This window comes from Burkholderia sp. D-99, from assembly GCF_011605345.1.
Lineage (GTDB): Bacteria > Pseudomonadota > Gammaproteobacteria > Burkholderiales > Burkholderiaceae > Burkholderia.
Window position 1 is genome coordinate 24,126 of the sequence record NZ_JAAOXM010000013.1, and the last position, 24,957, is coordinate 49,082.

Consider the following 24,957-nt stretch of genomic DNA (forward strand, 5'->3'; position numbering starts at 1 on the left):
GCCCGCCTGGCGCGTGGCGCGCCGCACCGGCCGAAGGGATCGCACGAACCTCGTCACACCCCAGATTAAGCATCCAGGAAAATCACATGGCTATCGTAGAAGTCAAAGTCCCCCAGCTTTCGGAGTCGGTTTCGGAAGCCACCATGCTGCAGTGGAAGAAGAAGCCGGGCGAAGCAGTCGCGCAGGACGAAATCCTGATCGAACTCGAGACCGACAAGGTCGTGCTCGAAGTGCCGGCACCGGCCGCGGGCGTGCTCGCGCAAGTGCTGCAGAACGACGGTGACACCGTTGTTGCCGATCAGCTGATCGCGACGATCGACACCGAAGCGAAGGCAGGTGCAGCCGAAGCCGCGGCGGGCGCCGCCGAAGTCAAGCCGGCAGCAGCGCCTGCTGCAGCCGCGCCGGTTGCACAGCCGGTCGCCGCAACGGCATCGTCGGCCACCGCATCGCCGGCCGCATCGAAGCTGCTGGCCGAGAAGGGCCTGTCGGCGGGCGACGTCGCAGGTTCGGGCCGCGACGGCCGCGTCACGAAGGGCGACGCGCTGGCCGCTGGCAGCGCACCGAAGGCTGCTCCGGCTGCCGCACCGGCCAAGGCTGCCGCTGCGAAGCCGTCGCTGCCGGAAGTGAAGGTGCCGGCATCGGCAACGACCTGGCTGAACGACCGTCCGGAACAGCGCGTGCCGATGTCGCGCCTGCGTGCGCGTATCGCTGAGCGTCTGCTCGAATCGCAGCAGACCAACGCGATCCTGACGACGTTCAACGAAGTCAACATGGCTCCGGTCATGGAACTGCGCAACAAGTACAAGGACAAGTTCGAGAAGGAACATGGCGTGAAGCTCGGCTTCATGTCGTTCTTCGTGAAGGCCGCTGTCCATGCACTGAAGAAGTTCCCGCTCGTCAATGCGTCGATCGACGGTAACGACATCGTCTACCACGGCTACTTCGACATCGGTATCGCTGTCGGCTCGCCGCGTGGCCTCGTCGTGCCGATCCTGCGCAACGCGGATCAGCTGAGCCTCGCCGACATCGAAAAGAAGATCGCCGAGTTCGGCCAGAAGGCGAAGGACGGCAAGCTGTCGATCGAGGAAATGACGGGCGGTACGTTCTCGATCTCGAACGGCGGCGTGTTCGGCTCGATGCTGTCGACCCCGATCATCAACCCGCCGCAGTCGGCAATCCTCGGCGTGCACGCGACGAAGGAGCGTCCGGTCGTCGAAAACGGCCAGATCGTGATCCGTCCGATCAACTACCTCGCGCTGTCGTACGACCACCGCATCATCGACGGCCGCGAAGCCGTGCTGTCGCTCGTCGCGATGAAGGATGCGCTGGAAGATCCGGCCCGCCTGCTGCTCGACCTGTAAGCCGAGTCTCACTGCATTGACCCGCTCCGCGGGTTCGCGCACACGCGCGAACCCGCGGGCGTACAAGTAGAAAGGATTGTCATGTCCAAGGAATTTGACGTCGTCGTGATCGGCGCCGGCCCCGGCGGCTACATCGCCGCGATTCGCGCCGCGCAGCTCGGCAAGACCGTTGCCTGTATCGAAAAGTGGAAGAACCCGGCCGGCGCGCTGAAGCTCGGCGGCACCTGCCTGAACGTCGGCTGCATCCCGTCGAAGGCGCTGCTCGCTTCGTCGGAGGAGTTCGAGAACGCGTCGCACCACCTGGCCGACCACGGCATCACCGCCGACGGCGTGAAGATCGACATCGCGAAGATGATCGGCCGCAAGGACGCGATCGTCGAGAAGATGACGTCCGGTATCGAGTTCCTGTTCAAGAAGAACAAGATCACCTGGCTGAAGGGCCATGGCAAGTTCGCCGGCAAGACCGACGCCGGCGTGCAGATCGAAGTGAGCGGCGAGGGTGAAGCCGAAGTCGTCACCGCGAAGAACGTGATCATCGCGACGGGCTCGAAGGCGCGTCACCTGCCGGGCATCCCGGTCGACAACAAGATCGTGTCGGACAACGAAGGCGCGCTGACGTTCGACGCGGTGCCGAAGAAACTCGCCGTGATCGGCGCAGGCGTGATCGGCCTCGAGCTCGGCTCGGTGTGGCGTCGCCTGGGCGCTGAAGTGACGGTGCTCGAAGCGCTGCCGGCATTCCTCGGCGCAGCTGACGAAGCGCTCGCGAAGGAAGCGGCCAAGCTGTTCAAGAAGCAGGGCCTCGACATCCATCTCGGCGTGCAGATCGGCGAAGTGAAGACGACCGCGGACGGCGTGTCGATCGCTTACACGGACAAGGACGGCAACGCGCAGACGCTCGACGCCGACCGCCTGATCGTGTCGGTCGGCCGCGTACCGAACACCGACAACCTCGGCCTCGAGGCAATCGGCCTGAAGGCGAACGAGCGCGGCTTCATCGACGTGGACGACCATTGCCGCACGGCAGTGCCGAACGTGTACGCGATCGGCGACGTGGTGCGCGGCCCGATGCTCGCACACAAGGCGGAAGATGAAGGCGTGCTGGTCGCGGAAGTGATCGACGGCCAGAAGCCGCACATCGACTACAACTGCATTCCGTGGGTGATCTACACGTACCCGGAAATCGCATGGGTCGGCAAGACGGAGCAGCAGCTGAAGGCGGAAGGCCGCGAGATCAAGTCGGGCAAGTTCCCGTTCTCGATCAACGGCCGCGCGCTCGGCATGAACGCGCCGGACGGTTTCGTGAAGATGATTGCGGATGCGAAGACCGACGAACTGCTCGGCGTGCACGTGATCGGCGCGAACGCGTCGGACCTGATCGCCGAAGCCGTGGTGGCGATGGAATTCAAGGCGGCGTCGGAAGACATCGCCCGTATCTGCCATCCGCACCCGTCGATGTCGGAAGTGATGCGCGAAGCGGCGCTCGCCGTCGACAAGCGCTCGCTGAACAGCTGAGCACGGTATAGCGCCTGCCGGCCGCCGGCCGGCGCAGCCGTCTCATGACGAGGGCGGGCGGGGGTTCCCGTCCGCCTTCGTTTTTTCCGGTTTGCCCGATGAACGTCACCGAATACTACACGCGCGAACTGACCACGCGCGGCTATCAGTCCGATCCCGCGCAGCGCGCGGCCGTCGATCGCCTGCAGCAATGTTTCGACGAATGGGTCGAGTACAAGGCGCGCCGCTCGAACGCATTCAAGAAGCTGATCAATCATCCCGATCTCCCGCGCGGCGTCTACATGTGGGGCGGCGTCGGTCGCGGCAAGAGCTTCCTGATGGACAGCTTCTTCGCGGTCGTGCCCGTGCAGCGCAAGACGCGCCTGCATTTCCACGAATTCATGCGCGAGGTGCATCGTGAGCTCGAGGAACTGAAAGGGCAGGCCGATCCGCTCGACGAACTCGCACGGCGCATCGCGAAGCGCTACCGGCTGATCTGCTTCGACGAGTTCCACGTGTCGGACATTGCCGATGCGATGATCCTGTATCGTCTGCTCGACCGCCTGTTCAACAACGGCGTGCAGTTCGTGATGACGTCCAACTACGATCCCGACGACCTGTATCCGGACGGCCTGCATCGCGACCGCATGCTGCCGGCGATCGCGCTGATCAAGGACAAGCTCGACGTGCTCAACGTCGACGCGGGTGTCGATTATCGGCAGCGCACGCTCGCGCAGGTGAAGATGTATCACACGCCGCTCGGCGCCGACGCCGATCGCGAACTGCGCCATGCATTTGCGAAGCTCGCGGCGGTACCCGACGAAAGCCCGCTCCTGCATATCGAGAAGCGCGAGCTGAAGGCGCTGCGCAAGGCGGACGGCGTCGTATGGTTCGACTTCGCGACGCTGTGCGGCGGCCCGCGCTCGCAGAACGACTATCTCGAACTCGCGAGCCGCTTCCACGCGATCGTGCTGTCCGAGGTGCCGCAGATGTCGCCGCGGATGGCGTCCGAGGCGCGCCGCTTCACCTGGCTCATCGACGTGCTGTACGACCACAAGGTCAAGTTGCTGATGTCTGCGGCGGTGCCGGCGGAGCAACTGTACGTCGAAGGCCCGATGGCCAACGAGTTTGCGCGTACGGTTTCGCGAATCGTCGAGATGCAGTCGAAGGAATACATCGAAACGCCGCGCCGCATCGTCGATACGTCGCTGACCTGAGTGCGATTTCCGGCAATTGGCGGGATTCAAACGTCAATTCCGGTCAAATCGGCGTGATCTCAGGGTATTTTCGGATTTGTCTTATATTCATTGTTGAGGTGAGCCGATATCGTTGTGTCATGGTTACCAAGGCTGGAGATGTCCATGACACCGTATCGCGATCTGACCGACCACGAGTGGCGCTGCGCCGCGCCGCTTCTGCCCGAAATGCAGCCGCGCACCGAGTTGCGCGGCCGGCCGCTGGCCAATACGCGTGCCGTGCTGAACGGCGTACTCTGGGTCATCTACAGCGGCGCAACGTGGTCGGCCATGCCGCGCCGTTACCCTTCGTATCAGACCTGCCATCGCCGCTTCAAGGTCTGGCACGAGACGGGCACGTTATTGAACGTGATGCGCGAGCTCTATGGCGACTCGGGCGTGAACCTGTGCAACGAATTGTCCGTGCGGATGCGCAAGCATGCGCAATCGAAAGCAGCGGAGGCGCGTAGCGGTGTGGCACCCGTGGGTCGCACACCGGGCAGCTATGCGCCGGGCGCGATGAAGCAGGCGGCATGATGTCCGCTGTTTGCCGTCTTGTTTGCGGCGACGCAACGTACCAAAAGAAAATCGGCCTGACGACGAAATCGTCAGGCCGATTTTTTCATTGAGCTGCGCGTTTCAGCGCGAGCCGCGTTATTGTTGGCGCACCCAGGTCTGCGACCGGCCGAGCAGCGACACGCCGATGTAACCGCGCACGACGAGTTTCTGGCCGCCGTCTTCAAGCGTCATCTTGCACTTGTAGACCTTGCCGTTCTCCGGGTCGAGAATGTTGCCGCCGTCCCAGTGGTCGCCTTCCTTCTTCATTGCCTTGATGATCGTCATGCCCTTGATGAGCTGATCCTTGCGCTCGTCCGTGCAGGCGCTGCAGCGGCGATCGGGCGTATCGTTCGCACCGAGGCCCTTGACGACCTTGCCGGTCAGCGCACCGTCGCCGTCCTCGGCGATCTGCACGAGTGCCTTCGGCTGATGCGTGTTGTCGTCGATCGTCTGCCACATGCCGATGGGATTGTCGGCTTGTGCGAACGTGGGGGCTGCGCAGGCGAGCAGTGCGCCGGCAACGGCGATTGCACGCAACGGGCGGGTCAGTTGAATCATTGTCGTCCTCCTTGTATGTCGTGTTCGATTTGCCCGCACGACCGTCTGCATGGGGCGGGCATGTTGCGAGCTTCGCCAGAATACGTGAAACCGCACGCCACGTTTGATAGAGGGGACTCTAATCGAAACAGCCCGCGTGGCGCGGGCTGTCTGGTGACCGATCAGTTGAGCTGATACGAGAATGCGGCGTTGATGCGCGGGCTGCGTGATGCGCTTTCGACCGGCGCGTCACCCACCGGCTTCGCGACGTTCAGGTCGAGGCTGTAGAAGCGGCTGTCCGTGAAACGTACACCGATACCGACCGACGACATGCGGTTCGGCGATGGCGTGCCTGCATGCAGGTACACACGCGCCATGTCGTAGGCGATGTACGGCGTGACGGATTTCATATACGTCCAGCCCGGCGTGAAGCCACGGTTGACCTCCAGCGACATCCCCCATCCCGAGTCACCCGACGCTTCGCCCGGCTGATAGCCGAGCGCGTAGCGCGTCGAGCCGAACGAGATCTGCTCGGAAGTCGGCAGCGAGTCGGGGCTGTATTGCCCGGTCAGCGAGACCGACGTGCCGATCCGGAACGGCCATTCATTGGTTTGCGTGAAGGTCGCGCCGGTACGGACGAAGGTCAGTGATGTCGGATCGGCGTACGTGATCGTCGAGCCGTTCGCCTGCGCGACCTGCGATTTCGATGCGCCGAGAATGTCGAACGCCTTGGCGACGTTGACGCTCAACTTTCGCACCTGTTTCGGCTGGACGTTCGTGTAGTCAAGCTGCAGTTGCAGCACGCGAACCTGCGACCGGTTGTCGAGGGTCGCACCGTTGATCTGGTTCTGGTAGTTGTCCTCGTTGTGCGCCGCGTAGCCCGACACCGTGCCGAGCAGGCTGCGCTGGTTGTTCAGCAGTATCGGATAGGAGGCCGAAAGACCAAGCTTCTCGTTCTTGACCGTACGCTGCACGTACGACGGCAGCCCCGGATTGTCGGTCGGCTTGCCGCGATACGTGCTTGCGTCGAGGCGCGTGATCAGGCCACTGCTGCCGACGGGTACCGCGCCGCTGAATGCGAAATAAGTTTGCTTGTCGCGCCCCGGCGGCGCCAGCGCGGAAATGCTCAACTGCTCGCCGAACTTCGTGAGGCCGTTTTCGGTCGCGGTGATGAGGCCCTGTACGCCCGGGTGATTGAAATCGATACCGGTGCTGACGTTGAATGCCTTGCGGTCGACCGCGAGTTCAAGCGTCGTGGCACCGTCGGTGGTTTGCGGCGGCGGCACGTTCGCCTTCACGGTGAGGCCGGGCAACAGGCCGAAGGTGTTCACGTAGCGCTCGAACGTCGCGCGGCGCAGCGGGCGATCGTCGGTGATATGCGCTGCGATCGCGCGAATCTTCGATTCCATTGCACCGGGCTTGCCGGTGACCTTCACGTCCGACACATAGCCTTCGACAACCGTGATGCGCACGACGCCGTTCTCGAATGTCTGCGCGGGAACGAACGCGAACGACAGCGCGTAGCCGCGATCCTGGTAGAGCTTCGTCACGCCGTTGGCGGTTTCGATCAGATCGCCGATCGTGATGTCCTTGCCGACGAGGGGGGTGAAGCGACGCGAGATTTCCTCGAACGGCACGGACTTCACGCCTTCGACCTGGAACGTCGTCGGCGTCAGGTGGCGCGACAGCAGCTCCTGCAACTGTGGCGCTTGCGGTGCGACCTGCACGGTCACGTTCGGGCCGGTTTTCGGCGCGTTGATCTGGGGCAGGGAGTCGAGCGGGTTACCTCCAACGCGCGTTTGTGCATGTGCCGTGCCTGCTGCCGCGATGGCGAGCAGCATCATCCATCTGTCGAGTCTGGATTTCATTGTTCTTCCTCGTTGGCCTTGCTTTTCGTCTTCTTTGTAATGCCGGCGCGCGACACCAGGGTGCCGCGCGCCGCGTGCCGCCATGCCGGTTGTGTTTGTACGGTCGCGCCATCCGCTCCGGCTGCAAAGGTGCGACCGTCCTCCTTACTTGCCAACGCTACCCAGCGTACCCAGCAACCCCGTTACCGGTGCCAGCAGGCCCGTCGAGCCGCCGCCCGACGTTGCCGTACCCGTGACGCTGCCGACCAGCGACGTGACCGGCGCGAGCGGGCTCGCTCCCCCTGACCCTGCTGCGCCGCCAACTGCTCCGGTGACAGTATTCAGCAAACCGGTAACAGGCGCGAGAGGGTTTGCACTGCCTGCGCCACCCGTTGTACCGCCGAGCGTGCCCGTGACCGTCGATACGAGATTCGTGACGGGGGCGAGCGGACCGCCGCTACCGCCCGCTGCACCGCTCAGCGCGCCGGTAACGGTGGACACGAGGCCCGTGACGGGCGCGAGCGGGCTGCTGCCCGAACCGCCGGTCGCGCCGCCAAGTGCGCCCGTGAGCGAGCCGAGCGGCGTCGAGCCGAGACCCGACAGCAGGCCGCCGAGCGGATTCGTCGAGCCGGAACCCGACGACGTGCCGTTTTGTACGGTCGCAGTCGAGCCGCCGACGAGGCTCGTGATCAGGCCGGGGATCGGTGCCGCGCCGTTCGGGCCGTTCGGGTTGACGAGGCCGCCCGCGTTGGTCACGGTGTTGCCGACCGCGGTCACGAGCTGACCGACGTCGCCGACGAGCGGCTGGCTCGACGTGCCGCCGACCTGCTTGCCGGCCGAGCTGATCGCGCCGCCGACCTGGCCGAGCAGGCCCGAGACGGGTTGGCCGAGGCCGGTCGTCGTGCCGACCTGTTGCGTGACCTGGCCAGCGGTGATCACGAGCGGCGTGATCGCCGAGCTGAGCGGCTGCGTGACTTGTTGCACGGCGCCCGACGACAGCGTCGAGCCGATCGTCGTGCCGGCGGCCGTCAAGCCATTGGCCACCGTGTCGAGCACGGTGCCGACCGGGGTCGTGACAGGCGCGAGCGGCGCGAGTTGCCCCGTGCCGAGCGCCTTGACCGTCGAGCTCAGGCCGGCCACCGTGTTGCTCGTCGCGCCGACCACATTGCCGAGGCCCGCGACAGTCGTGCCGACCGGATCCTTAGTCGTGCCGATCTGTCCCAGCCCGTTGCTCACGGCATCGGCAGCTGCGCCGACGATCGTGCCGGTGCTGGAGAGCGTGCTGCCGACACCCTTCGTCACACCGTCGCCGAGGCCCGGCACGCTGATGTTGCCGACCGTGCTGCCGAGGTCGGTGGCCGTCTGGCCAACCGTGCTGACGACACCCTTGGTGCCGGTGGGCGTGCCGCTGGTGCCGCTCGTGCTTGGTGTACCGCTCGTGCTGCTGGGGTTGTTGTTGCTGCTGGTCGGCGGCGAGCTGACGCCGCCGCCGCCGCAGGCGGCCAGCAGGCAGGCTGCGGCGAAGGCCGTGAGGGGCACGCGCCACTGGCGCAGCGCGGCTGTCGTGAGGGAACGTTGCTGGGACATGCTTGACTCCTCGCTGTCTTGTCGATTGATGGATCTTGGTTTATTTGCCGTGCGTGCCGCCGAGCAGGCCGCCGATCAGCGACGTGACAGGCGCGAGCGGATTCGACGACGAACCCGAGTTCGTGACGGCACCCGTGCCGCCGGTCAATGCCGGCGCGCCGACCGTGCTGGTTACCGTGGACACCACGTTCGTCACCGGGGCGAGCGGGCTGCCGCCGCCTGCGCCGCCCGTGGCGCTGCCGAGTGCGCCCGTCACCGCGCCGAGGAGACCCGTGACCGGCGCGAGCGGGCTACCGCTCGTACCGCCCGTTGCGCCGCCGAGCGCGCCCGTGACCGTCGAGACGAGGCCGGTGACCGGCGCGAGCGGACCGCCGCTGCCGCCTGTTGCGCCCCCGAGTGCGCCGGTAACCGTCGAGACAAGGCCGGTGACCGGGGCGAGCGGGCCGCCGCTGCCACCCGTTGCGCCGCCGAGCGCACCGGTAACCGTCGAGACGAGGCCGGTAACCGGGGCGAGCGGGCTGCTGCCGCCGCCCGTTGCGCCGCCGAGTGCGCCGGTAACCGTCGAAACGAGGCCGGTGACCGGGGCGAGCGGGCCGCTGCCGCCACCTGTTGCACCACCGAGTGCGCCGGTAACCGTCGAGACGAGGCCGGTGAGCGGTGCGAGCGGGTTGGTCACACCGCCGGTGCCGCCCGTGAGCAGGCCGCCGACGGCTTTCACGGTGTTGCCCGTCGACGAGACCGTGTTGCCAAGGCCGGTCGTGACGGGGTTGCCGCCCGCCGACGCGAGCAGGGCGCCGGCCTGGTTCAGGCCGTTGCCGACCGTGCCGAGCAGCGTGTTGACGGGCGCGCCGAGGCCGGTCGCGGAGCCGATCGTCTGGGTCGTCTGGCCGACCATCGTCGTGATAGGCGTGATGGCCGAGCTGACCGTCTGCGTGACCTGCTGGATCGGACCGGTCGACAGTGCGTTGGTGAGGGTGTTGCCGCCGTTCGAGACGGCACCGCCGAGCGTCGACACGAGGCCGCCGACGGCGCCGGTGACCGGTGCGAGCGGCGACAGCGGGCCGCTGCCGAGGCTCGTGACCAGGTTGCCCGTCTGCGTGACTGCGCCGCCCAGCTGGTTGACCACGCCGCCCGTGCTGGCGAGCGTGGTGCCGAGCGGATCCTTCGTTGCGCCGAGCTGGCCGAGACCGTTGCCGAGGCCATTGCCGAGTGCGGTCACTGCACCGCCGACGCTCTGCACGATGCCGCCTGCGGCTTGCGTGGTGGCCGGGTTGACGCCCGGCAGCGACTGGCTGCCGATGACGGAACCGAGACCCGAGACGGTTCCGCCGACACCCGTCACGATGTTGCTGCTGCTTGCGAGGACAGTTCCCACTGCGTTCGACGACACACCCGAGGTGCCGCTCGTGCCACTCGTGCCGGACGTACCGCTGGTGCCGGAGGTGCCGGACGTACCACTCGTGCCAGAGGTACCACTGGTGCCGGAGGTGCCGCTCGTGCCCGAGGTTCCGCTGGTGCCGGACGTACCGCTCGAACCAGAGGTTCCGCTCGTGCCCGACGTGGAGATCGTATCGCCGCCACCGGAACTCGAGCCGCCGCCAAGCCCCTGGCTGATGGAACCGGAGCCGCCGCACGCGGAGAGGGAAAGCATGGCTGCAACGGTGGCCGCGATCAGAGTCGTCCGGAACACGCCATGGGGGATAACCTTAATGTCCATTTTGTCCTCGCATTAAAAATGTGTTGTGAACTTCGTTGTGTTGAGTGGTGCGGGGACTACTCTGCAACTGTCGTGCCATTTCGATGCCCGACGGTTCGACAACAGGTTTTAAACGGGGCAATTCCTTGTCGGAAAAGGAGGTTATGGAAATTGAAAGATTGTTGAATCTGTTTAAGTGCAGACGAATGAGAACGGTTTCGAGCGTTTCGTAACGTAACGTCACAACATTGGCGTTACGCGTGCGACGTAACGTGGAGGCCGCGCAGGCTTGGTGGACGAGGCAATTGTTTTACTGGTGGATTAGGTGTGCACATCTAACCTATCGTAAATCCTATGTGTAAGTCGTACCGAAACGCCGTACAAATACGCTGTGCTCCTGGTCATTTTTTTCGATCCAGGCCGTTAAAAGAGGTTGGAAGTTAAATAGGATCGGATATAGAATCCGGAGCAGATGTAAGGAAATGTACGGTTCGGTACACAACGTTCGAGGAGGGTCACTATCGCGAATGTTAACTTGCATCAAATGGTGAGCCATGCCCCTCGGGGCAATCTATAAAGAAAGTGCACCTGGTTGTCGTTGCAGCAGATGTGGCGAACAGCGCGGGGCAACGGCCAGATATGCGGGGATGTATACGTATAAAAGGCCAAAGAACGTAAATACAGGCACGAGGAATAAAATGAAAGCAATCATCAAGCGTTTCCTTAGGGAAAACAACGGGGTTACCGCGATCGAGTACGGGCTGATTGCGGGTCTTATCGCTGTCGCGATTCTGGCGGGTGCTTCCAACATCGGCACGAGTCTCGGTAATATGTTCACGAATCTCGGGTCATGTATTAGTGCCCCGACGACGGCCACGAACTGCACGGCTGCCACCATCTTTAAGTAACCCACCTGACGTTAGTCAGCACGACCTCGAAACATTGAGTCGTCTTGGTGTTGCGGCGGGCGGATTGTCGTTGGCAGTCCGCCCTCCGCGACATTTATCGCGGGTTGCGGTGCGATGGCACATTTCATTTTCAGCGGGGTGTTCCTGGTCTGGGCTGCGTTCGTCGCAACCAGCGACATCCGTTATCGGCGCGTTTCGAATTCGCTCGTCCTGGCGGGGATGTTCTTTGGCCTGGGCGGAGCGTATTTCAACGCTGGTCCGTTCGGCATTCTCCCGGCACAGGCGATGATCGGCTTGCTGGTCGGGCTGGTCGCCTTTTTTCCTCTTTTCTTGCTGCGCGTCATGGGTGCGGCGGACGTCAAGATCTTTGCGGCGATCGGCGTGTGGTGCGGCGTACATGCGCTTCTGTGGATCTGGATTGCCGCCAGTCTTGCCGCCGGTATTCACGCATTGGCCCTGATGCTGCTGTCGCGCACGTCGATCGGCGCGTTGTGGCAACGGGGCCAGCCGGCAATGGCGCTTGGCAAATACCGTGCAACACCCTATGCGGCATGCCTCACGGCACCGGCTGCCGCATGGGTTGTCTTTCTTGTCGCAACAGGGGGCGTGCGATGAAACGACAGATGCAGCCGCGTGGACGCCGTCGGCAGCGTGGTGCGACGGCGGTCGAGTTCGCGATCGTGTTTCCATTGTTGTTCGTGATTTTCTACGGCATCGTGGCTTTCGGGATGATATTCACGATTCAGCAGAGCGTGACGTTTGCTGCCAGCGAAGGTGCGCGGGCCGGGTTGGCTTACGCCCCCAGTCTTGCCGCGCGTATTACGAACGCAACGACGACGGCACAGAGCGTCGTGGCCTGGCTGAATGTCGGTACGCCGCAAGTCGCGGCACCGCAGTGCAGTTACGACACGTCGGTTCCGCCGTCGTTGTACTGCCTGTCGGTCACGGTGAATTACACCCCCAAGGACTGGATAACGACCATGCCGTTCCTGGGAAGCATACTGAGTCAACCGTTGACGAGTACGGCGGTCGTGCAAATTCCGCAGTCGATCCTATGAAGTACTTATCGTGACGCGACGGGCACGCTGACACGCGAATCGGGCAGAAACCTATCGGACTTTCATTCCGGCATCCACACAACAACATGGCCAACAATTTAACGAAGATCATCGCGGGACTGCTGATCGCAATCGCCGTATTGCTCGGAATCTACGCGTGGATGCTTGGACGTGGCACGCAGAATGCCGCGCCTGTCCAGCAAACCGTTGCGGCAAGCCCGGTTCCGGTCGTGATTGCGACGCGCGTGTTGCCCGCCGGCCAGCCGATTACGGCCGACGCATTGAAGATCAGGCAGACCGCACCGGTGCCGACGGGCGCATTTGCCGATCCGTCTGTGCTCGTGGGCCGGGTGCCGGCAGCGGATATTGCGGCTTCGTCGCCGGTCGTCGCGGGGGCGCTGGTGTCGGGGCTTGCCGAGGATGTTCAGCCGGGTGAGCGTGCGGTCGCCGTCCGGGTCGACGAAACCAATGCGGTCGGCAACCGGCTGCGGCCCGGCAATTTCGTCGACGTATTCCTGAATCTGAAGCGAGAAGGCGGCGGCACGATGCTTGACGGCGAGGTTTCGCAGACGCAGGCGCGGCTGCTGTTGTCGAAGGTGCGCGTGCTGTCGTTTGGTGACGCGACACCCGATCGAGACAGCGGCAGCACCACCAATGGCAACAACGGCCAACCTTCCGGTGCCCGCATCGCAGTGCTTGCGGTGCCGACCGCGCAAGTCGATGCGCTGACGCTTGGCGAGGCGAGCGGACGCCTCACTTTCGCGTTGCGCAACCCGCGCGACGACGAGCTTGCGATGCAGACGGTCGCGATGCGTACCGACAACAAGCTGTCGCCGTCGGCGCTCGCCGCCGCGGGCGTCTCACTGCAGCAACTGTCCGGCACACCGAGAACCCCGGTAGCCAACGTGAACGTGCCGCCGCTGCCATCGCGTCTGCCGCCGGCGGTACGGTCGGTCGGGGGCGGCGGGGGAGGAATCGAAGTGATCCGTGGCGGCCGGTCGGAAACGGTTGCCTATTGAACGACATCGACGGCCATCGATATCAGCGACGACAAGTAAAGGGCCGCGTGACGGTCTACCAAACAATGAAAAACACACTGATTGCATTCGCGATTGCCATCTGCACCATGACTTTCGCATCGCTTGCGAGCGCGAGCGGCACGATCGAGCTCGCGGTCGGCGCGCAGCGGCAGCTTTCGGCGGGCCGTACGTTGCAGCGCGTCGCGGTCGGCGATCCGGCAATCGCCGACGTGCTGATCATGAAGGGCAGCCGCTCGGGTTCCGTGCTGCTGACGGCGAAAGCGCCTGGCGCGACGAATGTGATGCTGTGGGAGCGCGGTCACGAGGACCCGACCGTCTGGAACGTCGAGGTCGTCGACGCGGCAGCGCAAGCGGTGCTCGACGGTTCCACGCCGCGCGTGAATGCATACGGTGGCACGGCCGTGCTGCAGGGCTCGTCGGCGACGCTCGATGCGCATGCGCGTGCGGCCGCGGTCGGCAAGAACATGAGCGGGAAGGGCGCCGTGATCGATCGCTCGACGATCGCGGGCAAGAGTGTCGTGCAGGTCGACGTGCGGGTCGTCGAATTCAGCCGCTCGGTGCTCAAGCAGGTCGGGTTCAATTTCTTCAAGCAGAGCAACGGCTTTTCGTTCGGATCGTTCTCGCCAGGCGGCGTGCAATCGTATAACGGTGGGTCCCCCGGCACGGCGGGCTACATTCCTACCCTCGGTTCGCCCGTTTCGTCCGCGTTCAATCTGGTCGTGAATGCCGCGGGACGCGGGATCTTCGCCGACCTGTCGCTGCTCGAATCGAACAATCTCGCCCGCGTGCTCGCGGAGCCGACGCTCGTCGCGTTGTCCGGTCAGAGCGCGAGCTTCCTCGCCGGCGGCGAGATTCCCGTGCCGTCGCCGCAAGGGCTCGGCTCGACCGCCATCCAGTGGAAGCAGTACGGTGTCGGACTGTCGCTGACGCCCACGGTGCTGAGCCCGCAGCGGATCGCGTTGAAGGTTGCGCCCGAATCGAGCCAGCTTGATTACGTGAATAGCGTGACGATCAGCGGCGTTGCGGTGCCGGGGATCACGACGCGCCGTGCCGACACGACGGTCGAGCTCGGCGACGGCGAGAGCTTCGTGATTGGCGGCCTGATCGATCGCCAGACGATGTCGAACGTAAGCAAGGTGCCGCTGCTCGGTGATTTGCCGATCATCGGTACGTTCTTCAAGAATCTGAACTATCAGCAGAACGACAAGGAATTGTTGTTCATCGTGACGCCGCATCTCGTCGCGCCGATCGCGAAGGGAGCGGTATTGCCCGCGACGCCCGGTGAACTGTCCGAGCAGCGTGACGGGCCGGTCTGGAAATCGTATTTGGGCGGAGCGGCATCGCCGGATGCGGCTCCGGGTTTTTCGAAATGAGTGCGATGCATCGCGAGTCGCGACGTATCGTCACGCCTTGCGTAATCGGGGGTGTTCAACATGAACGCGCGAATCCAATCATTGTGTGAACCCGCCGTGACAGACTATTTCGTTTGCGCATCGCAACAGGAGGCGCATGTCCGCTGGCTGGCGGATTCGCTCATATCGGCCGGTGCGGTCGAGGCGGCGTCACTTGAGCCGGGCGTGCTCGCGCAGCGCATCACGGGTCTCAATCCCGCGCTCGTCTTCATTGATTTTTCAGGCGGCAGCACGGCGGCGAGCGTGGCAGCCGCGGCGGTACGCGCATCCCATCCGGGGCTGCCGATTGTCGCGCTCGGCTCACTTGCCCAGCCGGAGAGCACGCTCGCCGCATTGCGCGCCGGCGTGCGCGATTTCATCGACGTGTCGGCCGCGGCGGAGGATGCGTTGCGCACGACGCGCGGGCTGCTCGCGAACGTCGGCGAGCCGGCAAGTCGTCACGGCAAGCTCGTCGCGTTGCTCGGTGCCCGTGCGGGCATGGGCGTGAGCACGCTCGCAGCGAATCTTGCCGTGTTGCTGCAGAAGCGTGCGGTGAGCCCGGCGGCGGGCGGCGAGTCGAATGGCGGCACACCGGCCGGCCGCCAGACCGCGCTCGTCGACCTGGGGCTGCCGGCAGGCGACGGCGCGCTGTTCCTGAATACCCGCTGCGAATTTCATTTCATCGATGCGGTTCACAACCTGCGCCGAATCGACCGGACCTTCGTCAACACCGCGCTGACCCGGCATGAGAGCGGCGTTGCATTGACGACGCTGCCGGCCGATCTCGGCGGGCTGCGCGACGTTTCGTATGCTTCATGTGCCGGATTGCTGAACCGGTTTCGCGCGTTCTTCGATCAGCAGATCGTCGATCTCGGTGGCTTTTCGAACCGCGAGTTCGTTGCGCAGATTACGAACTCGGCCGATGAAGCGTGGCTTGTCTGCGATCAGGGCGTCGCGTCGATCGTGTCCGCTGCCGATCTGCTCACCGGGCTGCGTGATGCGGGTGTCGACACCGATCGTGTACGGCTCGTCGTCAACCAGTACGATCCCGCACTTGATCTGACGCCGGCACAGATTGCCGAACGTCTCGGCCTGGCGCTGGTGGGTACGTTGCCGTCGCGCCGCGTCGCGATCGGCCATGCGGCAAACCAGGGCCGGCTCATCGTCGACATGACGGAGCGCGACCCGTACGTGCGTGCGCTCGAGTCGCTCGCCGCGCGGCTGCCAGGCGTGTCGGTCAGATCGTCCGCCGCGCGTCCGGCATCCGGCCTGTCCGCGCTGAAGCGCTTCATTCAACCCTCGTCCAAGCGGTCGTAAGCGATGGCACACGACATTCAATTCGCCGACGGCGCAGCGCCGTTCCCCCAGACGCAGCAATTCCATGACATCAAGAATGCCGCGCATGAACATTTGCTGACGCGCATCGAAGAATTGGGCGCCGAGTTCGGCCGATGGTCCCGACAGGCGATCAACCAGTTTGTCGATCTCGAGATCGACAGCTTCGTGCGCCTGCGCCGCATTCCGCTCAACGAGAACGAGGTGCGGGCGATCGCCGAAGCCCTGACGAAGGAGCTTGCGGGCTTCGGGCCGATCGAGGACCTGCTCGCGGACCCGGCGGTCGAGGACATCCTGATCAACGGCTACAACGACGTGTACGTGTCGCGTCACGGGATCCTCGCGAAGCTGCCGGTTCGCTTTACGGACAACGCGCACCTGCTGCGGATCGTGCGTCGGATCCTTGCGCCGATCGGTCGCCGTCTCGACGAGTCGAACCCGATGGTCGATGCACGGCTGCCCGACGGAGGCCGCGTGAACGTCGTGATCGAGCCGCTGTCGATCGACGGCCCGGTCGTATCGATCCGGAAATTCCGCAAGGATCCGCTGAAGCCGTCCGATCTGCTCGGCAACGGGACGTTCAACGAAGAGATCAACACGCTGCTCCAGGCGGCGGTCGAGGCGCGCTGCAACATTCTCGTGTCGGGCGGCACGAGTTCCGGCAAGACGTCGCTGCTCAACGCGCTCGCGTTCCACATTCCGGAGATCGAGCGTGTCGTGACGATCGAGGATACGGCGGAGCTGTCGCTGAACCACCCGCACGTCGTGCGTCTCGAGAGCCGTCCGGGCGGTTTCGACGGTACCGGCGTCGTGTCGATTCGCGACCTGCTGCGCAATACGCTGCGGATGCGCCCGGACCGGATCATCGTCGGCGAAGTGCGCGGCGGCGAAGTGCTGGAAATGCTGCAGGCGATGAACACCGGTCACGACGGCTCGATGGGTACCGTGCACGCAAGTTCACCGCGCGAGTGCCTGTACCGTCTCGAGATGCTTGCCGGTTTCGCGGGCTTCCAGGGCACCGAGTCGAGCCTGCGCCGGCAGATTGCGAACGCAATCGACTTCATCGTGCAGATCGGTCGCCTGTCGAACGGGCGGCGGCGGATCCTGTCGATCACCGAAGTGACCGGGCTGTCCGACAACATCATCGCCACACAGGAGCTTTACCGCTACGAAGCGCGTGTGACGGCGGAGGGCGAGGAAGTCGATCACTGGGAAACGCTCGGCATTCATCCGCATTCGCCGAAGCTCGCGCGTTTCCGTCAGACGCTGACGAGCGGCGGGTTTGGCGATGGCGGGTATGGCGGCGGCTTCGGTGGTGGCGGGTTCGGTCGCGGCGGGGGCTTCAATGTATAGCGCGATGGTTTGGGTGCTGGCCTTCGCGATGCTGTGCGTCGCGGCTGCGATGATGCTGTGGCGTCACGCGGAAACCCGGCGCGTACGGACCGACGCGAAGCGCTTTATCGACAGCCGGCTTGAACCCGGCGCACGTGCCGGTGTCGCCGCGCAGGCAGCACGGCCATCGGCGGCAGGGGCCGCGCGCGCGGTGCCGACGCAGCCAGGTGCGGCACGGAGCGCATCGTCCGACACGTTCTGGAAGCATTGGTATGCGACGGCATCCGAGTATCTGACGAACCTTGAAAGTCGCGCGGGCATCGAGGATGCACGCGGCAAGACGCTTGTCGCGCTCGTCGTGCTGGTTGCGATCGCGGCGTTCGCGGGCAATCGCGGTGGCACGCTCGCGTGCTTCGCGGCGCTTGCGTGCGGCTGTTCGATTCTCGGGGTCTGGCTCGCATCGCGAATTCAGCGGCGCAGGCTGAAGATTGTCCGGCAGATCCCGTCGTTCCTCGACGGGATCGTGCGTCTCGTCACGCTTGGCAACAGCGTGCCGGCGGCGTTCCAGTCCGCGCTGCAGACGACCGAGGAGCCGCTTCGCGGCTGTCTCGACCACGTGTCGAGGATGCTGCGAGGCGGCGTCGAAATCGATCGCGCAATGATGCACATCGCGAAAATTTACCGGACTGAGGAGTTCGAACTTGTCGGCTCCGTATTGCGATTGTCGGTCAAGTACGGCGGCCGCGCGGATGTGATGCTGGAACGCATGGCCGTGTTCATGCGCGATCTCGAACAGGCGGAGCGCGAGTTGACTGCGATGTCGGCGGAGACGCGGTTGTCGGCCTTTGTGCTCGTGATGTTGCCGATCGGGATCGGCAGCTTCATCATCGTGTCCAATCCGAAGTATCTGCACGGGATGTGGAACGATCCGGGTGGACGGACGCTTCTCATGTTCGCGTTCCTGTTGCAATTGGCCGGCAGTGTCTGGCTGTATCGAATGGCTCGGCTCAGGTGATGCTATGACAGCGACTCAGATCGGAGCGATTGCCCTGGCGAGCGGCGCACTCGGCGTGCTGCTGTTCGGCATGATTGCATTGTTGCGCGCGAGTGCGGCGACGCGCGCCGAGCGCGCGCTTGTCGATGCGCTCGATCGGCGTATGGCCACGCTCGAAGCAGCGAAAGCGCGGACGGCGCCGGACGGCGATGCGCCAGCGAAGCCCGACGTACGTCGGGGCCAGCGCGTCGAACGTATTCTCGATCGTCTGTCGGCGGCTGGTGTGCGCTGGCTCGAAACCGGATTCGGCAAATACGTTGTCGCGGAAGAGGATCGCCGCCTGCTCGAGCAATGCGGTTACGTCGATACGCGCACGCGAGGGTTGTTCCTGAGCGCCCGGGTCGCGTGCGGGATCGGGTTGCCGCTGCTGTTCGCGATTTTCGCGAGCGGGCGGATGAAGGGCGGCATGTGGATGATCGGTATGTTTGCCGCTTTCGGGCTCGGCTTCATGTTGCCGAAGCTGTACGTGCAGCGCCGCGCGGCGGCGCGGCGGCAGAGCGTGATCGACGAACTGCCGTTGCTCGTCGACATGCTGCGTCTGTTGCAGGGCGTCGGGTTGTCGCTCGATCAGAGCCTGCAGGTCGTGACGAACGACTTTCGCGGAATGATGCCGGTACTGTCGTCGGAAATGGGAATTGCACAGCGCCAGTTCGCGGCAGGCCGGACGCGCGAGCAGTCGTTGCAGCGCCTGTCCAGCGGATTCGACAACGAGGATCTGCGCGCGATCGTGCGATTGATGGTCCAGGTCGACAAGCATGGCGGTGCGGTGCAGGAGCCGCTCAAGCAGTTCGGCGACCGGTTGCGCGAGACGCGTCGTGCGATGTTGCGTGAACGGATCGGCCGATTGACCGTGAAGATGACTGGCGTGATGGTGTTGACGTTGCTGCCCGCCTTGCTGATCGTGACGGCCGGACCGGGTTTGCTGGCGGTGACGCATGCGCTGTCGTCGCGCCATTGACGGTGGAAGGAAAGACGATGAAGCGGATCAGCGGGATGGCAGCGCAAATGGGGGCGGCTGCGGCAGTGGTACTGCTGCTCGGTGCGTGCGCAACCAAGGAAAACGGGTACGGCGTCAGCTCGCAGACCGAGCGGGCGGCGCTGATGCAGGCGGCCGATCAGAAGCAGTCCGTACCGGATACGCCCGGGATGTATCTGGGTCTGATCCAGCGGATGCAGGCGCAGGGGCTCTACTTTGCATCGCTCGCGCATATCGATGCATACGACAAGACATATGGCGCGATTCCGGAATCGGTCCTGTTGCGCGCGGACGCGCTGCGGATGACCGACCAGCCGGCCGCCAGCGCGGCCGTCTATACGCAACTGCTGAAAACGCCGCTTGCCGCGCGAGGCTATCGCGGGCTCGGGTTGATCGCGGGCGCGGCAGGCGATTTCGATCGCGCGGCGCAGGCGCTCGCGCAGGCATCGGAGCTTGCGCCGACCGATGCGTCGCTGCTGTCCGATCTCGCGTACGCGAAGTTGCGCAGCGGCGACATCGTCGGTGCTCGGGTGCCGTTGATGAAGGCGGCCGAACTGGATCAGCGCAATCCCAAGATCGTCAGCAATCTTGCGCTTTATCTCATCGCGGCGGGGCGCGCTCAGGATGCTCAACGGTTGATGAATCAGCAACATCTGCCGGCGGATATCCGCAAGGACATCAATGGCGACGCCGCGAAGATCGTTGCGGCGGCACATGCGCAGCAGCGTGCGGTCGCGACGCCACCGGTGGTGTCGCGTCGTGCCGCCGCAGCGCCGATTACACCGATGGCGAACAATTTCGGCTATGACCAGACCGTGCCGCTGTTGCAGCGCTTTGCACAATGAACAGACATCCGGGGAACGACATGAACAATAAACACCATCGAAACGTGCGCGTGGGCCGGATCGCAGTAATTGGTGCGATCGCCTGGATCGTGGCCGGCTCGACTGTCGCTCGTGCGCAAGACGCAAATGCGCCGCACGCGTCCGACGTCGAGCGCTCCGCGAAGGAATGGCTCGCGATGCAGCGGGGCAATCGTGTTGCGGCGCCAGCGCAACCGGTGCTCGGCGACGTGGCGTCGCTCGTCTATCAACGCTATCTCGACTCGTTCAAGAACAAGATTCCTGACACGATGAATTCGCAGCTCGGTGCTGCCGGTGGCATGTCGGGTGGCGGGCAAAGCGCGCAGTAAGCGAGACGCCGATGCGCACAGATCAATCACTCGTGGCTCGGCGGCGCCGGGTTGGCTGCCGGGGCGAACGCCGTCAGCGTGGTGGCGCCGCGATCATGGCGACGATTTTCCTGGCGATAGCGGTCATCGTGCTGGGCGCGACCGATATCGGTCGCTACTATGCCGAACGACGCCATATGCAGTCGGCTGCCGATACGGCCGCGCTGTCCGCCGTGACGCAGGTCGCCAGCGACGCCAATTGCACGGCCGCAACGAATGCGGTCAATCAAGTCACGAACGTACCGGCAAGCCTGCTGTCGGGAAAGGCCACTGCAACCGTGACGTGCGGGATCTGGAGCCCGCCGCCAACCAGCGGCGCGAGCGCCCAGTTCACGCGCACCTCGGGAGCAACGCCGTCCCCCATTAACCAATGCGCCGGCTTGTCAGGCGGAACGGTCAGCGCCGGGCAATCGGTCAACGCCGTGTGCGTGACCGTTTCCGAGCGGGTAAGCGGGATTTTTATCAATAACGCAACCATCAGCGCGTCGGCCATTGCCAAGAGCGTGCCGACCGATACCTTTACGTTGACCACGTCGTTGGCGGCGTTGAACGGCGGGTTGGCCAATCAGTTGCTGCAGGTGCTGACGGGGTCACCCAACGCGCTGAGCCTGCAGGCTGTCGACTATCAGGGGCTCGCACAAGTCAACCTGAAGCTGGCCGGCATTCTCGCCAATTTGCCGGTCGGCACGAGCACGTCCGTGTTGAATGGCACCGTAACGCTTGGCCAACTGGCCAACGCGACAGTGCAGGCGGCGACGCAGCAGAATCTGGTCGGGGTGAACCTGAACGTTCTGAATGCCATCGTCGCCGCGTTGTGTTCCAACAGCGTGTGCGGTGGTCCGAAAATCGCACTTGGGCAACTGGTTTCGGCTGCGACTGCAACGGGAAGCTCCGCTGTCAATGCCAGTGTCAATGCGCTCGGATTGCTGTCGACGGCATTGCAGATAGCGAACGGCACCAATCCGGTCACGATCCCCAGCATTACCGTTCAGACGCCGACCGCACTCGCACCGTTGCTGAATGCGACTGTATCGGGTTCCGTGTCGCTCGCGGGGACACCGCCGGCCACGGCGAGCGGTCCTCCCGGTCCGACGAATTGCGGAACGACCAATTGTTCGACGAACACGTCGACCGCGCAGGGGAACGTGTTCCTCAATACGTCGATCTCGCTGCTGTCGACATGCCCCAACGGCTCGTTGGTCTATCCGGGGGGCACTTGTTCATCAGGCAAGTCAACGTCGCTTGCCGCCGTTCAACTGCCGATCACCGCATATGTGGCGCCGGCAACGGCGGGCCTCGCGTCCGTCACCTGTACCGCGAACGGTACGAAGACCGCGCAGGTGAATGTACAGACTGGGGTGGTTGCCGTGTACATAGGCGGTTCGGCGAATACGCCGATCAACCTCAACGCGCCATCCGGATATACGGCCGGCAGCGGAACCCCGATCACGCTGGTATCCGTGAACCTGCAGAGCCTGCTCAGCCTGCTGGGACTCAATACCGTGATTTCAGCGCTCAACGTGTTGACGCTGGGGCTTATCAACCTGAATCAGATATCCGTCAATATCAATCTGCAGCCTGGACAGCTGACGGTTCCCGTTGCCAATCAGACGCCGACTCCGCTGACGTTCACGTATCCTGGCCCAGGGGCATCCGGTTCGCCGAGTCCGGCATCGCCGTACATGCTGAGCACGGGAACCGATCAGTTTCTGTCACCCGCGGTTCAGGGTATTGTCGGCAGCGGCCTGTCGATCTCGGTGTCGGCGAGTGGCGGACTGGTATCGGTGCTGGCCGGTATCTTGAATCCGTTGCTGGATATTCTGACGGGGCCGCTTCTGTCTGCATTGGGAAGCACACTCGTTCCGCTGCTCCTGCAGCCTGTCGATTCTCTCCTGACCTCCGTCACGGGCCTGCTCGGTCTGAGCCTGGGGAATGCCTATGTCACGAACACACCGGACTCGATCAAATGCGGCAACCCTATGCTGGTCCAATAAATGCCTGAACGTTCAGTCAACAAGGCAGGCAGCGTCGTTGCCGCCTGCAACCGCTCACTGAGCTGCAATGCCAAGCAACTCGTCAATTACTGAAGCCGCACCCGAATCATGAGAACCACGCCCGCAATCGAAGAGCTCGACCTGTACGTCTGGGAAGGCAAGGCGGACATTGTCGACCGCGTCGCCCGGTGCATGGCGAGCTTCGACGTCGAAGTGATCCGCGCCGACAACGCGGAGATCTCGCCCGAGCGCGCCGCATTGCGTCCGTCGCTGGCGATCATCAGCGTGACGATGATCGAAATCGGCGCGGCGTTCCTGCGCGACTGGCAGGCCAACATCGGCATGCCGGTCGTCTGGGTCGGCGCGGCGCGCGATCACGACGCGTCGCAGTATCCGCCCGAGTATTCACATATCCTGCCGCTCGACTTCACGTGCGCCGAGCTGCGCGGCATGATCGGCAAGCTCGTCACGCAGCTGCGTGCGCATACGGCCGAAACGTCGCATCCGACCGAACTCGTCGCGCACTCGGAATCGATGCAGGCACTGCTGCACGAAGTCGATACCTTCGCCGACTGCGACACCAACGTGCTGCTGCACGGAGAAACCGGCGTCGGCAAGGAGCGCATCGCGCAACTGCTGCACGAAAAGCATTCGCGCTACCGGCACGGCGAATTCGTGCCGGTAAACTGCGGCGCGATTCCCGACGGCCTGTTCGAATCGCTGTTCTTCGGTCATGCGAAGGGATCGTTCACGGGCGCGGTTGTTGCGCATAAAGGCTATTTCGAGCAGGCGGGCGGTGGCACGTTGTTCCTCGACGAAGTCGGCGATCTGCCGCTGTACCAGCAGGTCAAGCTGCTGCGCGTGCTCGAGGACGGCGCGGTGCTGCGCGTCGGCGCAACGACGCCGGTCAAGGTCGATTTCCGCCTGGTCGCGGCGAGCAACAAGAAGCTGCCGCAGCTCGTGAAGGATGGCCTGTTCCGCGCCGATCTCTACTACCGGCTCGCGGTGATCGAGCTGAGCATTCCGTCGCTGGAAGAGCGTGGCGCCGTCGACAAGATCGCGCTGTTCAAGTCGTTCGTCGCACAGGTCGTCGGTGAGGAACGACTCGCTGAGTTGTCCGATCTGCCGTACTGGCTGACGGATTCGGTCGCGGACAGCTATTTCCCCGGCAACGTGCGCGAACTGCGCAACCTCGCCGAGCGCGTCGGCGTGACGGTGCGGCAGACGGGTGGGTGGGATGCCGCGCGGTTGCAGCGGCTGATCGCGCACGCGCGCAATTCGGCGCAGCCGGTACCGGCGGAGAGCGCGGCCGAGGTTTTCGTGGATCGCAGCAAGTGGGACATGAACGAGCGCAACCGCGTGATTGCGGCGCTCGACGCAAACGGCTGGCGGCGTCAGGATACGGCGCAGCAGCTCGGTATCAGCCGCAAGGTACTGTGGGAAAAAATGCGCAAATATCAGATCTTTGACGAGGAGCCCGAGACCCGCGAAAGTGAGTAATTAATGAGATAAAATCGCGCTGAATTACAACGACTCGGGCGGGAATAGAACTTCATGAGCCATATGACGGGGTTGGGAAAGGCGTGCGTGTTGCTCGCCATGGTGGGAGGCATGCAGGGCGCTTATGCGCAGAGTCTGGCAGACAGCGGTTCGCCGGCAGTACAGCAGGCGTCGGCGCCGGTGGCCGCGATTCCGGTGATCGATCCGCAGGTCCAGACGTCGGTGCAGCCGCTGGCGGGCGAGTCGACGGGGCCGAGCACGGTCGACGACCTGCAGCGCCAGATCCAGGCGCACACGCTGACGGAGATGCGCACGAGCTACAACGGCAGCTACGGTGCGAGCCTGCTGTTCAACGTAAAGGACGGCGCGTACTTCGTCGCGCTGTTCCAGCAGAAGGCGTTCTGGCGTGTGATCAAGACTTACGATGAAACGCGTGCGGAAGCGATCTATCGCGATTTCTCGCGCCAGGCGGAGCGGCTGTCCGTGAACGAGCTGCGGGCAGCGAAGCTGGAATCGCAGAAGGCGCAAATGGACAAGCAGATCGAAGTCACGCAGGACCGCGCGCGGCGTCTGCAGGCCGATATCTCGATCGCACGCCAGCAACAGGCGGCAGTCGCGGATCGCCAGAAGAGCGTACGTAACGAGACGGCCGCATTGCAGGCGCAGCAGGCCGAGCTTCAGTCGCAGCTGCGTGCGTTGCAGCAGCAGGTGCGTTCGTTGCAGCGCGAGGCCGACGCCGGCTTGCCGACGACGGCACGCTGAACCCGGCAGCGGTGCGGCGACATGCCGCGCCGGCCGCACAAGTAAAAAGGGCAAGCCGGTTGGC

General features: G+C 64.1%; 22 protein-coding genes. 18 read left to right on the forward strand and 4 right to left on the reverse strand.

What is annotated here, in order from left to right:
* Positions 1-86 precede the first annotated feature (86 nt).
* The 4 genes from odhB (at position 87) to HAV18_RS32190 (ending at position 4,624) form a co-directional block, all read left to right on the forward strand.
* The gene (gene odhB, locus HAV18_RS32175) at positions 87-1,361 is read left to right on the forward strand and encodes a 2-oxoglutarate dehydrogenase complex dihydrolipoyllysine-residue succinyltransferase (RefSeq protein ID WP_166964079.1); all 1,275 of its coding nucleotides are present in this window, start codon (positions 87-89) and stop codon (positions 1,359-1,361) included.
* Positions 1,362-1,442: 81 nt separating this feature from the next.
* Positions 1,443-2,873: a dihydrolipoyl dehydrogenase gene (lpdA, locus tag HAV18_RS32180; protein WP_166964081.1), complete on the forward strand. Its 1,431-nt coding sequence runs from the start codon at positions 1,443-1,445 to the stop codon at positions 2,871-2,873.
* 98 nt (positions 2,874-2,971) lie between these two features.
* Positions 2,972-4,069, forward strand: a complete 1,098-nt coding sequence (gene zapE / locus HAV18_RS32185; protein WP_166964083.1) for a cell division protein ZapE — start codon at positions 2,972-2,974, stop codon at positions 4,067-4,069.
* Between the two features lie 144 nt (positions 4,070-4,213).
* The gene (locus tag HAV18_RS32190; protein WP_166964085.1) at positions 4,214-4,624 is read left to right on the forward strand and encodes a transposase; all 411 of its coding nucleotides are present in this window, start codon (positions 4,214-4,216) and stop codon (positions 4,622-4,624) included.
* A 117-nt stretch (positions 4,625-4,741) separates the two neighbouring features.
* Here HAV18_RS32190 and HAV18_RS32195 read toward each other — a convergent pair whose 3' ends face one another.
* From HAV18_RS32195 to HAV18_RS32210, 4 genes are all read right to left on the reverse strand, one after another.
* On the reverse strand, positions 4,742-5,203 hold the full coding sequence (locus HAV18_RS32195; RefSeq protein WP_166964087.1) for a DUF2147 domain-containing protein: 462 nt from the start codon (positions 5,201-5,203) through the stop codon (positions 4,742-4,744).
* Positions 5,204-5,364: 161 nt separating this feature from the next.
* Entirely contained in the window at positions 5,365-7,050 is a 1,686-nt protein-coding gene (locus tag HAV18_RS32200) for a ShlB/FhaC/HecB family hemolysin secretion/activation protein (protein ID WP_166964089.1), read from the reverse strand.
* A 144-nt stretch (positions 7,051-7,194) separates the two neighbouring features.
* Positions 7,195-8,616 (reverse strand): collagen-like triple helix repeat-containing protein, encoded by a 1,422-nt coding sequence (locus tag HAV18_RS32205; RefSeq protein WP_166964091.1) that lies wholly within the window; start codon positions 8,614-8,616, stop codon positions 7,195-7,197.
* 40 nt (positions 8,617-8,656) lie between these two features.
* Positions 8,657-10,333 (reverse strand): collagen-like triple helix repeat-containing protein, encoded by a 1,677-nt coding sequence (locus HAV18_RS32210; protein ID WP_166964093.1) that lies wholly within the window; start codon positions 10,331-10,333, stop codon positions 8,657-8,659.
* Positions 10,334-11,010: 677 nt separating this feature from the next.
* Here HAV18_RS32210 and HAV18_RS32215 point away from each other — a divergent pair.
* The 14 genes from HAV18_RS32215 to HAV18_RS32280 all read left to right on the forward strand — a co-directional run bounded on the left by HAV18_RS32215 (position 11,011) and on the right by HAV18_RS32280 (position 24,893).
* Positions 11,011-11,220 (forward strand): Flp family type IVb pilin, encoded by a 210-nt coding sequence (locus tag HAV18_RS32215; RefSeq protein ID WP_166964095.1) that lies wholly within the window; start codon positions 11,011-11,013, stop codon positions 11,218-11,220.
* Between the two features lie 114 nt (positions 11,221-11,334).
* Positions 11,335-11,835, forward strand: coding sequence for a prepilin peptidase (locus HAV18_RS32220; protein ID WP_166964097.1), 501 nt, complete (start codon positions 11,335-11,337; stop codon positions 11,833-11,835).
* Positions 11,832-12,278, forward strand: a complete 447-nt coding sequence (locus HAV18_RS32225) for a TadE family protein (protein ID WP_166964099.1) — start codon at positions 11,832-11,834, stop codon at positions 12,276-12,278. Before HAV18_RS32220 ends, HAV18_RS32225 begins: the two co-directional genes overlap by 4 nt.
* An 86-nt stretch (positions 12,279-12,364) precedes the next feature.
* On the forward strand, positions 12,365-13,297 hold the full coding sequence (gene cpaB, locus HAV18_RS32230; protein WP_166964101.1) for a Flp pilus assembly protein CpaB: 933 nt from the start codon (positions 12,365-12,367) through the stop codon (positions 13,295-13,297).
* A gap of 65 nt (positions 13,298-13,362) precedes the next feature.
* Positions 13,363-14,691, forward strand: a complete 1,329-nt coding sequence (locus tag HAV18_RS32235; RefSeq protein WP_166964103.1) for a type II and III secretion system protein family protein — start codon at positions 13,363-13,365, stop codon at positions 14,689-14,691.
* A gap of 60 nt (positions 14,692-14,751) precedes the next feature.
* Positions 14,752-16,026 (forward strand): fimbrial protein, encoded by a 1,275-nt coding sequence (locus HAV18_RS32240; protein WP_166964105.1) that lies wholly within the window; start codon positions 14,752-14,754, stop codon positions 16,024-16,026.
* Positions 16,027-16,029: 3 nt separating this feature from the next.
* A complete protein-coding gene (locus tag HAV18_RS32245; protein WP_166964108.1) occupies positions 16,030-17,397 on the forward strand; it encodes a CpaF family protein in 1,368 nt (455 codons plus the stop codon).
* A complete protein-coding gene (locus HAV18_RS32250; RefSeq protein WP_166964110.1) occupies positions 17,390-18,391 on the forward strand; it encodes a type II secretion system F family protein in 1,002 nt (333 codons plus the stop codon). Before HAV18_RS32245 ends, HAV18_RS32250 begins: the two co-directional genes overlap by 8 nt.
* Positions 18,392-18,395: 4 nt before the next feature.
* Positions 18,396-19,388, forward strand: a complete 993-nt coding sequence (locus HAV18_RS32255) for a type II secretion system F family protein (protein WP_166964112.1) — start codon at positions 18,396-18,398, stop codon at positions 19,386-19,388.
* A gap of 17 nt (positions 19,389-19,405) precedes the next feature.
* Complete coding sequence (locus HAV18_RS32260; RefSeq protein ID WP_208102205.1) at positions 19,406-20,251, forward strand: tetratricopeptide repeat protein; 846 nt, start codon at positions 19,406-19,408, stop codon at positions 20,249-20,251.
* Positions 20,252-20,271: 20 nt separating this feature from the next.
* Entirely contained in the window at positions 20,272-20,598 is a 327-nt protein-coding gene (locus HAV18_RS32265) for a DUF3613 domain-containing protein (RefSeq protein WP_166964115.1), read from the forward strand.
* Positions 20,599-20,693: 95 nt separating this feature from the next.
* On the forward strand, positions 20,694-22,631 hold the full coding sequence (locus HAV18_RS32270) for a pilus assembly protein TadG-related protein (RefSeq protein ID WP_166964117.1): 1,938 nt from the start codon (positions 20,694-20,696) through the stop codon (positions 22,629-22,631).
* A gap of 108 nt (positions 22,632-22,739) precedes the next feature.
* Positions 22,740-24,131: a sigma 54-interacting transcriptional regulator gene (locus HAV18_RS32275; protein WP_166964119.1), complete on the forward strand. Its 1,392-nt coding sequence runs from the start codon at positions 22,740-22,742 to the stop codon at positions 24,129-24,131.
* A gap of 54 nt (positions 24,132-24,185) precedes the next feature.
* Entirely contained in the window at positions 24,186-24,893 is a 708-nt protein-coding gene (locus tag HAV18_RS32280; protein WP_166964121.1) for a DUF2968 domain-containing protein, read from the forward strand.
* Positions 24,894-24,957: the final 64 nt, after the last annotated feature.